Origin of the sequence: Euzebya rosea (assembly GCF_003073135.1) — a bacterium.
GTDB classification, from domain to species: domain Bacteria; phylum Actinomycetota; class Nitriliruptoria; order Euzebyales; family Euzebyaceae; genus Euzebya; species Euzebya rosea.
Window position 1 is genome coordinate 26,566 of sequence record NZ_PGDQ01000003.1, and the last position, 12,727, is coordinate 39,292.

At 72.2% G+C, this 12,727-nt stretch carries 13 protein-coding genes; all 13 read left to right on the forward strand.

Annotation, left to right across the window (positions count from 1 at the left end; genetic code table 11):
• Positions 1–47 precede the first annotated feature (47 nt).
• A complete protein-coding gene (locus CUC05_RS03140; RefSeq protein WP_108664636.1) occupies positions 48–413 on the forward strand; it encodes a YraN family protein in 366 nt (121 codons plus the stop codon).
• Positions 410–1,894, forward strand: coding sequence for a YifB family Mg chelatase-like AAA ATPase (locus CUC05_RS03145; RefSeq protein WP_108664968.1), 1,485 nt, complete (start codon positions 410–412; stop codon positions 1,892–1,894). Before CUC05_RS03140 ends, CUC05_RS03145 begins: the two co-directional genes overlap by 4 nt.
• Positions 1,891–3,024: a DNA-processing protein DprA gene (locus CUC05_RS03150; protein ID WP_108664637.1), complete on the forward strand. Its 1,134-nt coding sequence runs from the start codon at positions 1,891–1,893 to the stop codon at positions 3,022–3,024. The genes CUC05_RS03145 and CUC05_RS03150 overlap by 4 nt, the downstream gene beginning before the upstream one ends.
• A 119-nt stretch (positions 3,025–3,143) precedes the next feature.
• On the forward strand, positions 3,144–4,085 hold the full coding sequence (locus CUC05_RS03155; protein WP_205712104.1) for a tyrosine recombinase XerC: 942 nt from the start codon (positions 3,144–3,146) through the stop codon (positions 4,083–4,085).
• 151 nt (positions 4,086–4,236) lie between these two features.
• Positions 4,237–5,004 carry an RNA polymerase sigma factor WhiG gene (whiG, locus tag CUC05_RS03160; RefSeq protein WP_108664970.1) on the forward strand — a complete coding sequence of 256 codons (768 nt, stop codon included), beginning with the start codon at positions 4,237–4,239 and terminating at the stop codon, positions 5,002–5,004.
• A 102-nt stretch (positions 5,005–5,106) separates the two neighbouring features.
• Positions 5,107–5,712 carry a murein hydrolase activator EnvC family protein gene (locus tag CUC05_RS03165; protein ID WP_108664971.1) on the forward strand — a complete coding sequence of 202 codons (606 nt, stop codon included), beginning with the start codon at positions 5,107–5,109 and terminating at the stop codon, positions 5,710–5,712.
• Positions 5,713–6,266: 554 nt separating this feature from the next.
• A complete protein-coding gene (rpsB, locus tag CUC05_RS03170) occupies positions 6,267–7,214 on the forward strand; it encodes a 30S ribosomal protein S2 (protein ID WP_108664972.1) in 948 nt (315 codons plus the stop codon).
• A gap of 40 nt (positions 7,215–7,254) precedes the next feature.
• Entirely contained in the window at positions 7,255–7,875 is a 621-nt protein-coding gene (locus CUC05_RS03175; RefSeq protein ID WP_108664638.1) for a translation elongation factor Ts, read from the forward strand.
• A 160-nt stretch (positions 7,876–8,035) separates the two neighbouring features.
• Positions 8,036–8,755 (forward strand): UMP kinase, encoded by a 720-nt coding sequence (gene pyrH / locus CUC05_RS03180; RefSeq protein ID WP_108664639.1) that lies wholly within the window; start codon positions 8,036–8,038, stop codon positions 8,753–8,755.
• A gap of 72 nt (positions 8,756–8,827) precedes the next feature.
• Entirely contained in the window at positions 8,828–9,409 is a 582-nt protein-coding gene (gene frr, locus CUC05_RS03185) for a ribosome recycling factor (protein WP_108664640.1), read from the forward strand.
• A 24-nt stretch (positions 9,410–9,433) separates the two neighbouring features.
• On the forward strand, positions 9,434–10,288 hold the full coding sequence (locus CUC05_RS03190) for a phosphatidate cytidylyltransferase (protein ID WP_108664641.1): 855 nt from the start codon (positions 9,434–9,436) through the stop codon (positions 10,286–10,288).
• A gap of 5 nt (positions 10,289–10,293) precedes the next feature.
• Positions 10,294–11,556 (forward strand): dual-specificity RNA methyltransferase RlmN, encoded by a 1,263-nt coding sequence (rlmN, locus tag CUC05_RS03195; protein ID WP_108664642.1) that lies wholly within the window; start codon positions 10,294–10,296, stop codon positions 11,554–11,556.
• Positions 11,550–12,722 carry a 1-deoxy-D-xylulose-5-phosphate reductoisomerase gene (dxr, locus tag CUC05_RS03200; RefSeq protein ID WP_108664973.1) on the forward strand — a complete coding sequence of 391 codons (1,173 nt, stop codon included), beginning with the start codon at positions 11,550–11,552 and terminating at the stop codon, positions 12,720–12,722. The genes rlmN and dxr overlap by 7 nt, the downstream gene beginning before the upstream one ends.
• The last annotated feature ends 5 nt before the right edge of the window (positions 12,723–12,727 follow it).

Below are 12,727 nucleotides of genomic sequence, written 5' to 3' on the forward strand. Positions count from 1 at the left end.
GCCGGGTTTTCCGGCGGCGCCTGCTGGCGTCTTCCTACGGTGCGGACATGCACGACCGACAGCAGCTCGGCGCCCATGGCGAGGCCCTCGCGGCCGACCACCTGCGTGCCGCCGGCCACGACATCCTCCACCGCAACTGGCGCACCTCCGTCGAGGGGGTGCGCGGTGAGCTCGACCTCGTCACCCTCGACCGGGGCACGCTGGTCGTGGTCGAGGTCAAGACCCGCCGCAGCACCCTCGCCGGCACGGCCAGCGAGGCGGTCGGCTGGCAGAAGCGGCGTCGCCTGCGGCGGCTGACCGGCCTGTACCTGGCCGAACATCCGCACCGTGGACCGGTCCGCGGTGACGTCGTGGCCCTCGACCTCGCCGACGACGGGCGCTGGGCCATCACCCACCACCGGGGTGCGTGGTGAGCATCGGCGTCGCCCGCTCCGTGGCACTGCTCGGGCTGCAGGCCACCCCGGTCACCGTCGAAGCGCACGTCGGCGTCGGGCTTCCCGGCCTGACGGTGCTCGGCGGCACGGGGCCGTCGTTCAGGCAGGCGGGGGACAGGGTGCGGGCTGCGTTGGGTGCGGTCGGGCACTCCGTCATCCAGCGCAAGGTCCTGATCAACCTCGCCCCCGCCGACGTCGACAAGCGCGGTGCCCGGTTCGACCTGGCGATGGTCGTGGCCGTCCTGCGAGCCCTCGGTGAGCTGCCCGCGGGGGACCAGGTGTTCGTGGGCGAGGTCGCCATCGACGGTGGGGTGCGAGGGGTCCCCGGGGTGCTGCCGAGCATCCGCGGGCTCCACGACGTGGTGGTCCCGCTCGCCAACGTCCACGAGGCTGCCGTCGGCGGGGCGTCCGCGCCCGTCGGCGTCGCGTCGGTCGAGGAGCTGCTCGCGATCCTGAAGGGGGAGGTCGAGGTGCTCCGGCCACCGCTGCCACCGGCCGACCCGCTCGACCCACCGCCGGACATGGCCGATGTGGTCGGGCAGCCCGAGGCGCGCCGCGCGATCGAGGTCGCGGCTGCCGGCGGCCACCACGTGCTGCTGCTCGGCCCGCCCGGATCCGGCAAGTCGATGCTGGCCAAGCGGCTGCCCGGGCTGCTGCCGGACCTCGACCACGAGGCCGCGTTGACGGTGGCGGCGGTGCGATCGGTCAGCGGCCGCGTCGGCGCGGTCGACCGACTCGACGTCCGTCCACCGTTCGCCGCCCCGCACCACTCCTCCTCCGCCGCTGCCCTGCTGGGTGGGGGCAGCGGCATCGCCCGGCCGGGCGCGGTCAGCCACGCCACCCACGGCGTGCTGTTCCTCGACGAGCTGTTCGAGTGGAAGCGCCACGTCCTCGACGGGCTGCGGGAGCCGCTGGAGGAGGGGAACGTCCGGATCGCGCGGGCGGCGGCCACCGTGACCTACCCTGCGCAGGTGCTGCTGGTCGGGGCCAGCAACCCGTGCCCGTGCGGGCCGGCCCGCACCGGCTGTCGCTGCCGTCCCGACCACGTCGAGCGGTACCGAGCCCGGCTGACCGGCCCGCTGGCCGACCGCTTCGACCTGGCCCCGCTGGTGGAGGAGGTCCCGGCCGACGCCCTGGCCAGCGGCGCCCGCGGCGAACCGACCGAGGCGGTCCGCGGACGGGTGGCCCGGGCGCGGCAACGTGCGCTGGACCGGTTCGGGGTCCTCAACGCCCGTGCCGCTGCTGGCGTCGTGCGAGACACGATGTCCCGCGACGCGTTGCGTGTGCTGGTCGACGCGGCCCGACGCGGTCGACTCAGCGCCCGCGGGTTCGACCGGGCGATGCGCGTCGCCCGAACCTGCGCCGACCTGGCCGGCAGCGACGTGGTCGGCCCCGACGACGCCCTCGAGGCGGTGGCCCATCGCGGGCGGCTGGACCGGGTGTGGGAGGTGGCGGCATGAACGCCGAGCTCCCACCGGAGGCCCTGCAGGACGCGGTGGCCCGCCTGATCGCGCTGGGGTGCAGCCCGGAGGACCTGGGGCGGGCACGGACGGCGTGCGGCCCCCAGGCCAGCCCGTCGGCGGTCGTCGCAGTCCTCCAGCGACGGGCAGGTCACCGCCAGGACCGGCTGCCCGGCCTGTCCCACGGCCCCGGTGGGACCGGCCGGACCTCGGGGGTCCGCCCGGACGGTGTGGTCGACGAGCTGCTGGTGCACGGTGGACGGCCCGGGATGCCCGAGCGGCTGGCCGCGGCATGGGAGGAGGGCGGCCCGCTGTGGGTGCACCGCAGACGTATCGGGCCCGGGACGGCACCCCGGCGGACGGTCGGCATCGTCGGGACGCGACGGCCGACCCTCGACGGGGCCGAGCTGGCCCGCACCCTGGCGGCGGGCCTCGCCGAGGCGGGAATCGAGGTCGTCTCCGGGTTCGCCAGGGGCATCGACCAGGCGGCCCACCGGGGCGCGCTGTCGGTACCGGGGGGCTCGACCACCGCCGTGCTCGGCACCGGCATGGACGTCGACTACCCCGCGCGGTCCGGCGAGCTGCGCCTCGCCATCATGGCCAGCGGTGGGCTGATCAGCGAGTACGCCCACGACCGTGGTGTGCGGCATCCCACGCAGTTCATCGCCCGCAACCGGATCCTCGCCGGGCTGTCGGACGCGATCGTCGTCATCGAGGCCGGACAGCGGTCCGGCGCGCTGAGCACCGCCCGGTGGGCCGCCGACTTCGGCCGCGACGTCATGGTCGTGCCGGCCAGCCCGTCCACGCCGTCGGCGGCCGGGGCGCTGGCGCTGCTCCGCGACGGGGCCGTCCCCGTCCGCCACGCCGCCGACGTGCTCGACGTGCTGGGTGATCCGGTCGGTTCGGTGGACGACGAACCGGTCGGTGCGGCCATCGGGGTGGCGGCACGCGGCCTCGGGTGCGACGCCGAGCTGCTGGCCGACCGGCTCGGCCCGGTCCCCGCGAGCGTGTCGGCGTTGTCGGGGGCCACCGGGCTCCCCGTGCGGCAGGTCCTCGTCGCCGTCGCCCGGCTGGAGGAGGCCGGGCTGGTGCGCCAGGTTCCCGCGGGGGTGGTCGCGGTGCGACGCTGATCGTTGGCTCCGCCCTGCGCCTGCGCGGTCATGGGCGGTGCTCTGTCGTGGGCGGTGCTCTGGGTGCCCGGCCGTGGGCGGTGCTTGGACAACGTCTGGCGAACGGGCAGGCTGGCGAGGTGAGCGATGACCCGCTTCCCCGCGCATGGGTCGCCGCGCTGGACGAGTTCCGGCGCCACCTCGCCATGGAACGAGGGCTGTCGGACAACACCGTCGAGGCCTACCTGCGCGATGTCGGCCAGCTGGCGGAGTGGTGCGCCGACTTCGGCATCGTCGACCCCGACGAGGTCACCCTGCAGGTGCTGCGCCGGTTCGTCGCCGACGGCCGCCGACGCGGGCTCGCCCGGTCGTCCATCGCGCGCAAGCGGGCGTCGCTGCGGGCCTTCTTCGGGCTGCTCGTCAAGCGGGGAAGGGTGACCAGCGACCCGGCTGCGCTGCTGGACACCCCCAAGCTGGACAAGTCGTTGCCGAAGGTGCTGCGTCGTGACCAGGTCGACGCCCTGCTGCGGCAGCCCCCGGCCGACGACCCGGTCGGCCTTCGCGACCGGGCGATCCTCGAGCTGCTGTACGCCAGCGGCGCCCGGGTCAGCGAGCTCGTCGACCTCGACGCCGACCGGCTCGACCTGGTCCGAGCCCGCACCACCCTCCACGGCAAGGGCGACAAGCAACGGCTCGTCCCGCTCGGTGCCCCGTCGATCGCGGCGGTACAGGCCTGGCTCGATCGTGGCCGGCCCCACCTGCCGCGTCGGCCCGTCGGTGTCTCGGGCGGTCCCGATGACGGGCACGCCGAGGCGGTCTTCCTCGCCCGGCGAGGGGGACGGATCAGCCGCGACGAGGTCTACCGGATGGTCCGTGCCCACGGGATGGCCGCCGGGATCGGGCACGTCACCCCCCACCTGCTGCGCCACAGCTTCGCCACCCACCTGCTCGAGGGCGGCGCCGACCTGCGCAGCGTCCAGGAGCTGCTGGGCCACGTCGCGCTGGCCACCACGCAGACCTACACCCACGTCTCCCGTGCACACCTGCGCTCGGTCTACACTCAGGCACACCCGCGGGCGTGAGACAGGGGATGGGTCGGCCCGCCAAGACCCGACGGTCCGTGTCATCTCCCACCACCGTCGCGACCTACCACCAGCTTGGCGGTCGATACCCGTAGACTCCGAAGAAGTGACCTCCACGGCACCGACTGACACGACCACGCCCACGTCCTCCATGGACCCGGGCGTGGTCGACCTGTGGACGCGGTTCAAGGACGACGCCGACCCCGACGCCCGCGAACGGCTGATCCTGCAGTACTCGCCGCTGGTGAAGTACGTCGCCGGCCGTGTGTCGGTCGGCCTTCCCAGCTCCGTCGAGCACGGCGACCTGGTCAGCTACGGCATGTTCGGCCTGATCGACGCGCTGGAGAAGTTCGACCTCTCCAAGGGCTTCAAGTTCGAGACCTACGCGATCACCCGGATCAAGGGCGCGATCATCGACGAGCTGCGGTCCATCGACTGGATCCCTCGCAGCGTCCGCACCAAGGCCAAGCGGGTCGAGAAGGCCCTGCGCGAGCTCGAGGCCAAGCTGGACCGCACCCCGACGGAGGAGGAGCTCGCCGAGGAGCTCGAGATGTCGGTGGCCGACCTCCGCCAGGTGCTCACCCAAGTGTCGCTGACCTCCATCGCCGCCCTCGACGAGAGCATCCAGGGGGAGGAGGGGGACCGCCAGTCGTTGGTCGACACGCTCGCCGACGATGACGCCCCCGACCCGCAGGCTGCACTCGAGGACGCCGAGATCAGGCGCCTGCTCGCCGAGACGATCAACCGGATGACGGACCGCGAGAAGACCGTGATCGTGCTGTACTACTTCGAGGGCATGACCCTCTCCCAGATCGGCGAGGTGCTCGGCGTGACCGAATCGCGGGTCTGCCAGATGCACACCAAGGCCGTCCTCGGCCTGCGCACCCGCATGGCCGCCCGCACGCGCTGGACGCGGTGACCGGCTGGACGCGCTGACGCGCTGATCGCCCCGGCGAGGTTGTCCACAGGTGGGCGTCGATGCGTCGCCCGCGTCGAGCCGTAGCTGCCTAGCGTGCCGGTCATGGTCGTTCGTCCGGGAGCCGTCCCCCTCCTCCTGCTGGTGGTCCTGGGTGTGCTCGCCGGCCCGAGGGCGACCGTGGCCGCCGGCCCGATCAGCGCGTCCACACCTCCCCTCCCGGCCAGCGGGCACGTGCCGCTGGTGCAGGTCACCGCCTCGGGCGCCGTCCGTCCTGTCGTCGGCGCGGTCGTCCGACCCTTCGACCCGCCCGAGAACCCCTACGGCGCCGGTCACCGAGGTGTCGACCTGGCGGCCACTCCCGGCGAACACGTTCGCGCGGCCCTTCCGGGCACCGTGGCGTTCGCCGGTCCGGTCGCGGGACGCGGGTGGGTCACCGTCGACCACGGTGGGGGACTGCGAACCACGTACGGCGACGTCGTCCCGTCGGTGGGGGTCGATGACGAGGTACGTGCCGGCGACGTGATCGGCCAGCTCGCCGACGGCGCCCGCCACCTGGACTGGGGCGCCCGGCTGGCGCGGATCGGCGGAGGGACCGAGGGGCCGGGCGACCCCGGCGACTACATCGACCCGCTCTCCCTGCTCGAACGCTGGCGCCCCCGCCTCACCTCTCCCGCGCGCGTCCCCCGCGGCGAGGCCGTCGAGCGCTGACCCGACCCGTCCGCCCCAGGCGGTCCCGCGCGCCCCCCGCGGCGAGGCCGTCGAGCGCTGACCGCCCCCGTCCGCCCCAGGCGGTCTCGCGTGTCCTCCATGGCGTCAGCGGACCGGCGCGGTCCCGGCCGTCTCGTGCACCTCAGCCGCCATGCCGGCCGAGCTGCACAGTTGCTCGTGCGTCTCGTGCACCTTCATCGACCCGTCGGCCGAGGTGCACAACTCGAGTTCCCGGCCCGGCCGCCCCGAGTCCGGTGTGCCAGCCGCTCCGGAGGGCCCCTGACCGATCGTCCCGGATGGCCACCGCCCGACATCGCGTGTACCATTCGGCGCCCGTCCGGGCCGGCACGTCGTCGTGCGCACGCATCGGACGGTTCAGGCTGCTCGCGGGCCATGTCGGCGATGCAGACCACCACATCACACAGCGCGCGGCCGGGCCAGCGGTCCACCACATGGTGGAGGCCCGACCGGCGAGCGACGTCACCCCCGAGCGGGGCACCGTCGACCGTCAGGTACGCGCGCGAGGTCCAACCGCGAACACAAAGGAACAGATCATGGGCGTCGTCACCGTGCGGCAACTCCTGGAAGCCGGTGTCCACTTCGGACACCAGACCCGTCGCTGGAACCCCAAGATGAAGCGGTACATCTGGGGCGAGCGCAACGGCATCTACATCCTCGACCTGCAGCAGACCGTCGGCATGCTGGAGCGTGCCTACGAGTTCGTCGAGAACACCGTCGCCAGCGGCGGCACCGTGCTCTTCGTCGGCACCAAGAAGCAGGCGCAGGAAGCAGTCGAGCAGCAGGCCATGCGCGTGGGCATGCCCTACGTGAACTTCCGCTGGCTCGGCGGCATGCTGACCAACTTCGAGACCATCAAGACCCGCCTGACTCGCCTGCGCGAGCTCGAGGACATGGTCAACGACGGCACCATCGAGCTGCTGACCAAGAAGGAAGGCCTCCTGCTCACCCGTGAGCTGGACAAGCTGCAGCGCAACCTGGGCGGCATCCGCACCATGACGAAGCTGCCGTCGGCCATCTGGGTCGTCGACACCGTCAAGGAGCACATCGCCGTCGCCGAGGCCAACCGCCTGGGCATCCCCGTCGTTGCCGTCGTGGACACCAACTGCGACCCCGACGTCATCGACTACGTCATCCCGGGCAACGACGACGCGATCCGCTCCGGCGCGCTGCTGACCCACCTCATCGCCGACGCCTGCGCCACCGGGTACGCCCGTCGTGCGGCTCGCACCTCCGACGACGTCGTCGCCGAGCAGGCTGCCGCGGCTGCCGCGTCCACCCCGACGGAGTCCACCGAGGCCCCCGCCGCTCCGGCCCAGCCGGCCGCCGAGCCGCTGGCCGAGTGGGAGATCGCCCTGCAGCAGGAAGAGGCCGCGTCGGCCGCTGCCGCCGCCGGTGCATCCGCCTCCGAGGCCGACCAGGCCGACACCCAGCCCACCGAGGAGCCGGCCCCGGCCGCCCCGCAGGAAGAGGCCCAGGCGTAACGCCTGGCCACACCCCAACCACGATCGAGAGAACCCAGACATGAGCGACGTCAAGATCAGCGCCGCCGACGTCAAGGCCCTTCGCGAGGCCACCGGCGCCGGCATGATGCTCTGCAAGAACGCACTGGTGGAGGCCGGCGGCGACTTCGACGCTGCCGCCGACATCGTCCGCGCCAAGACCGGCCGCAAGGCCGCCGAGCGCGCCGGTGACCGCACCGCCAACGAGGGGCTCGTGCACGCCTACCTGCACACCCCCACCCCCGGCATGCCGGCCAAGGTCGGCGTCATGCTGAAGCTGCACTGCGAGACCGACTTCGTGGCCAAGGAGGAGTCCTTCAAGGTCCTGGCCCAGGACATCGCGATGCACATCGCGGCGGCCAAGCCGGTTGCGGTCAGCGAGGACGAGGTCGACGAGGCGCTCAAGGAGAAGGAGGCCAACTTCGCTCGCCAGCAGGCGATCGAGGAGGGCAAGCCCGAGCACATCATCGACAAGATCGTCGAGGGTCGGGTCAACTCGCTGCTCAAGGAGCAGGTCCTCCTGAACCAGCCCTTCGTCAAGGACACCAGCAAGACCATCGAGCAGCTCGTCACCGAGGCCAGCGCTCGTACCGGTGAGAAGATCGAGATCGGCGGGTTCGCCCGCTTCTCCATCGGCGCCTAGCGCCACCAACGTCAACGCCCCTGCCCGACTCGTCGCGCAGGGGCGTTCGTTCGCCCCGACCCCCGGGACGTCCACTACCATCGCCGCCGGCCCCGACGCCGACCCCGCTCCGACGGGGCCCCCGCGCCACCGCCGTCCCATCCCAACGGAAAGATCCCTGATGGCCGACTCGCCCAACAAGCAGTACCGCCGAGTGCTCCTCAAGCTGTCCGGTGAGGCGTTCGCCGACGAAGCGAACTCCATCTCGCCGCAGGTCGTGGCCTCCGTCGCCGACCAGCTGGTCGAGGTCGCCGGCCTTGGCGTCGAGATCGGGGTGGTCGTCGGCGGTGGCAACATCTTCCGTGGTGCCTCGCCCCAGGCCTCGGGCATGGAGCGCTCCAGCGCCGACCACATGGGCATGCTGGCCACCGTCATCAACGCCCTGGCCCTGCAGGACGCCTGCGAGAAGCGTGGACTGGACACCCGGGTGCAGTCCGCCGTCGCGATGCAGGAGCTCGCCGAGCCCTACATCCGCCGCCGCGCCGTGCGCCACCTGGAGAAGAAGCGGCTGGTCATCTTCGCCGCCGGCCTCGGTGCGCCGTACTTCTCCACCGACACCGCCGCCGCCCAGCGCGCGCTGGAGATCGGCGCCCAGGCCATCCTGAAGGGGACGAAGGTCGACGGCGTCTACGATGCCGACCCGGCGATCCACCCGGACGCCACGAAGTACGACCGCCTCGACTACCTGCGGGTGCTCAAGGACGGGCTGAAGGTCATGGACGCCACGGCCATCTCGTTGTGCATGGACAACGGCCTGCCGATCATCGTGTTCAACCTGCGGACGGAGGGCAACATCCGCCGGGCCGTGACGGGCGAGCCGATCGGGACGATAGTTGAGTGACACACACAGCTGAGCGATGGCTACAGCTGAGCAACGGGACGACACACAGAGCAGCCGGCAGGTCCCGGGCCGATGGATCCAGCGAAGGACTACGACGTGACCGACGACATCCTCGACGACGCAGAGCTGAAGATGGACGGCGCCGTCGAGCACACCAAGGCCGAGTTCGCCAAGATCCGCACGGGCCGTGCGAACCCCCAGCTGCTCACCGAGCTGCCGGTCGAGTACTACGGCACCATGACGCCGCTGCAGCAGATCGCCGGCGTCACCGCACCCGAGGCGCGCGTGCTGCTGATCTCCCCCTATGACCGCGGGGCGCTCAGCAACATCGAGAAGGCGATCATGATGTCCAGCCTCGGGCTGAACCCCAACAACGACGGCAACGTCATCCGCGTGGTGTTCCCCGACCTGACCGAGGAACGCCGCAAGGAGTTCGTCAAGATCGCCCGCGAGCGTGCGGAGGACGGCCGCATCGCCGTCCGCAACGCCCGCCGTGCCGCCAAGTCCGAGCTCGAGCGCCTCGAGGGCGAGAGCGAGATCACCGAGGACGACCTGCGTCGCGCCGAGGACGACCTGCAGAAGCGGACCGACGCGGCGACCGCCCGCATCGACGAGCTGCTGAAGGTCAAGGAGGCCGAGCTGCTGGAGGTCTGACCACCTCCTGCATCCTCATCCTTCATGGCGGTCCCCGAACCCGCTGACGGTGCCCCGGCGGCTGCGACGCCACGGGGCGGTCGCAACCTGCCCGTCGCGATCGGCGTGGGCCTGGGCCTTGCCGGTGCGTACATCGGCAGCCTCCTGCTCGAGCCGGTGCTGTTCCTGGTGTTCGTCGCCGTCAACGTCGTGATCGCGCTGTACGAGCTGGACGGCGCGTTCGCACGGACCAAGGCACGTCCACCGACCATCGTCGCGGCGGTGGCGGCACCGGTGATGCTCCTCGGCACCTACTGGTGGGGGCCGGACGTGCAGGTCCACGGGCTGTACGTCGCGCTGCTCGCCGGCTTCGTCGTCGTCCTCGTGACCAACGCGGCCGGCCACGCGGTGTCCCGCATGGCGGCGCTGGCGCTGATGCTGGTGTGGGTCGTCGTCGCCGCCAGCTCGCTTGCGATGCTGCTGCGTCGTCCCGACGGGCACTGGTACGTCCTGGCCGGCACCGCGCTGACCGTCACCAACGACATCGGGGCCTACGCCTTCGGCCGCAACTTCGGCCGGCACAGGATCGCCCCCGCCGTCAGCCCGGGCAAGACGTGGGAGGGCTTCGCCGGCGCGATGGCCACCACGCTGCTGATGGCGGCGCTGGTCACGACGCGTACCGTTCCGGGGGTCGACCTGGTCCCCGCCCTCGCCCTCGCGGCCGCGGTCGTGGTCGCCGCGACCCTCGGTGACTTCGCCGAATCGTTGGTCAAGCGTGATCTGGGTATCAAGGACCTCGGCGGCATCTTCCCCGGACACGGCGGCGTCATGGACCGCATCGACGCGCTGCTGTTCGCCCTGCCCGTCACCCACCTCGTCCTCCTCGCATTCGGGATCTGATACCGATGTCCGACACGTCCGACGCCACGCCGACCACGTCACCCCCGTCCGGCGCCGTCACCACCCCTCCTGGCCCCGGCAAGACCCCGCCGGACCCCGGCAAGACCCCGCCGGACCCCTACACCGAGGCCGGACTCGATGTGCTGCTCGAGGGCCAGCCCGGGTACCGGCGCGGCCAGCTGACGGAGTGGCTGACCAAGGGGGTCGAGGACCCGCAGGAGATGACCAACCTGCCGGCGGCGCTGCGTGACGAGCTGTCGGCGGCGATGCAGACGCGTCCGCGGGTGGTCAAGGTCAGCGAGGCCGACGGCGGCCTGACCCGCAAGGTCCTGCTCGAGTGCGGCAACGGCGAGCGCAAGGAGGAGATCGAGAGCGTCCTCATGCTCTACCCGAGGACCGAGAAGCGCGCGGCGCGGGCCACGGTGTGCATCTCCACCCAGGCGGGCTGCGCCATGGGCTGCCCGTTCTGCGCGACCGGGCAGATCGGCTTCCGCCGCCAGCTCGGCGTCGGCGAGACCCTTCGCCAGGTCACCGTCATGCAGCGCCTCCTGACCGACCCCGAGGGCAGCGCCGCCGACTGGCCCGAGCTGTCCCCCCTGCCCGACGGCGTGCCCGACCACGTCACCAACATCGTGTTCATGGGCATGGGCGAGCCGCTGGCCAACCTCGACGTGACCCTCGACTGCGTGAAGTGGCTGCACGGCCCGTTCGGCCTGTCGGCGCGCTCGATCACCGTCTCGACGGTCGGCTTGGTCCCCGGCATCCGCAAGCTCCAGGCGCTGGACCTGCCGATCACACTGGCGGTCAGCCTGCACGCCCCCGACGACGGCCTGCGCAACGACCTGGTCCCGGTCAACCGCCAGCATCCCCTCGAGGAGCTGCTCGCCGCCGCACGCGACTACCTGGAGGCCACCGGTCGCCGCGTCACCTTCGAGTACGTGATGATCGCCGACGTCAACACCGACGTCGCCCAGGCCCACCAGCTGCGCCGACTGCTCAGCCACCACATGCCCGGCGGCTCCGCGCACGTCAACCTCATCCCGATGAACCCGACCCCGGCCGTGCCGTGGTCGGCGCCGACGGTGGAGCAGCAGCGGGCGTTCGCCGACGTGCTGGTCGACGGCGGCATCTCCGCCACCATCCGGGCCAACCGCGGCAACGACATCGACGCGGCCTGCGGACAGCTGTACGCCAACTACCAGGTCGCCAGCGGCAGGATCCTGCCCGTCGCCGTCGGGGCGGCCGAGCGGATCACCGGACGATCGTGAGCCCCGTCGAACCCTCGCCCACCACGGGACGACGCACCGTCGCCCTCGTGGGGGCCACCGGGTCGATCGGCACCCAGACCCTCGACGTCGTGGAGCGCTGGCCGGACCGGTTCGAGGTCGTGGCGCTGGCATGCGGCCGCTCGACGGACGTGATCGAGCAGGCCCGCAGGTCGGGTGCGTCGCTGGTCGGTGTGGCCGATGCCGACGCTGCCCGCGAGATCAGGGAGGCGCTGCCCGGCGTGGAGGTCGTCGACGGCCCGGACGCCGCGGCGATCGTGGCCGGCTGTGGCGCCGACGTCGTCGTCAACGGCATGGTCGGCTCGATCGGCCTGGCCCCGACGATGGCGGCCCTGCACGCCGGCAGCCAGCTGGCGCTGGCCAACAAGGAGTCCCTGATCGTCGGCGGCCAGCTGGTCCACGACGCGGCGGCCCCCGGCCAGGTCGTCCCCGTCGACTCCGAGCACTCCGCGATCGCCCAGTGCCTGCGCAGCGGCGGGGCCGAGGAGGTCGGACGGCTGGTCCTCACCGCCTCCGGCGGGCCCTTCCGCGGGCGGACCCGTGACGAGCTGAAGACGGTGACCGTCGACGACGCGCTCGCCCACCCGACGTGGGACATGGGTGCGGTCATCACGATCAACTCCGCGACCCTCGCCAACAAGGGCCTGGAGGTCATCGAGGCCCACCTGCTGTTCGACATCGACTACGACCGCATCGACGTCGTCGTGCACCCGCAGTCGATCGTGCACTCGATGGTGGAGTTCGTCGACGGCGCCACGGTGGCCAAGCTGTCGCCGCCCGACATGCGGCTGCCGATCCAGCTGGCCCTGACCTGGCCGGAGCGGCTGGCGTTCGCGCCGACCACGATGGACTGGACGACGGCGCAGAACCTGACCTTCGAGCCCCTGGACGACGACACCTTCCCGATGGTCCGCCTGGCAGTTCAGGCCGGCCGAGCCGGCGGCACCGCGCCGGCGGCGTTCAACGCCGCCAACGAGGTGGCGGTGGAGACGTTTCTGCAACGAGGGCTGGACTTCCTCGGCATCACCGAGGTCGTCGCGGCAACCTTGGAGTCCCACGACGTGCACGCGGCGGAATCGGTCGAGCAGGTGCTCGCCGCAGAGGCCGACGCACGACGCACCGCCGCAGCGCTGATCCGCCGACGGTGACAGGG

Bases quoted from the DNA above. Each gene is read 5' to 3' on its own strand.
- CUC05_RS03140 (WP_108664636.1), top strand. From the start codon at position 48: ATGCACGACCGACAGCAGCTCGGCGCCCATGGCGAGGCCCTCGCGGCC.
- CUC05_RS03150 (WP_108664637.1), top strand. From the start codon at position 1,891: ATGAACGCCGAGCTCCCACCGGAGGCCCTGCAGGACGCGGTGGCCCGC.
- whiG (WP_108664970.1), top strand. From the start codon at position 4,237: ATGGACCCGGGCGTGGTCGACCTGTGGACGCGGTTCAAGGACGACGCC.
- CUC05_RS03165 (WP_108664971.1), top strand. From the start codon at position 5,107: ATGGTCGTTCGTCCGGGAGCCGTCCCCCTCCTCCTGCTGGTGGTCCTG.
- rpsB (WP_108664972.1), top strand. From the start codon at position 6,267: ATGGGCGTCGTCACCGTGCGGCAACTCCTGGAAGCCGGTGTCCACTTC.
- CUC05_RS03175 (WP_108664638.1), top strand. From the start codon at position 7,255: ATGAGCGACGTCAAGATCAGCGCCGCCGACGTCAAGGCCCTTCGCGAG.
- pyrH (WP_108664639.1), top strand. From the start codon at position 8,036: ATGGCCGACTCGCCCAACAAGCAGTACCGCCGAGTGCTCCTCAAGCTG.
- frr (WP_108664640.1), top strand. From the start codon at position 8,828: ATGGATCCAGCGAAGGACTACGACGTGACCGACGACATCCTCGACGAC.
- CUC05_RS03190 (WP_108664641.1), top strand. From the start codon at position 9,434: ATGGCGGTCCCCGAACCCGCTGACGGTGCCCCGGCGGCTGCGACGCCA.
- rlmN (WP_108664642.1), top strand. From the start codon at position 10,294: ATGTCCGACACGTCCGACGCCACGCCGACCACGTCACCCCCGTCCGGC.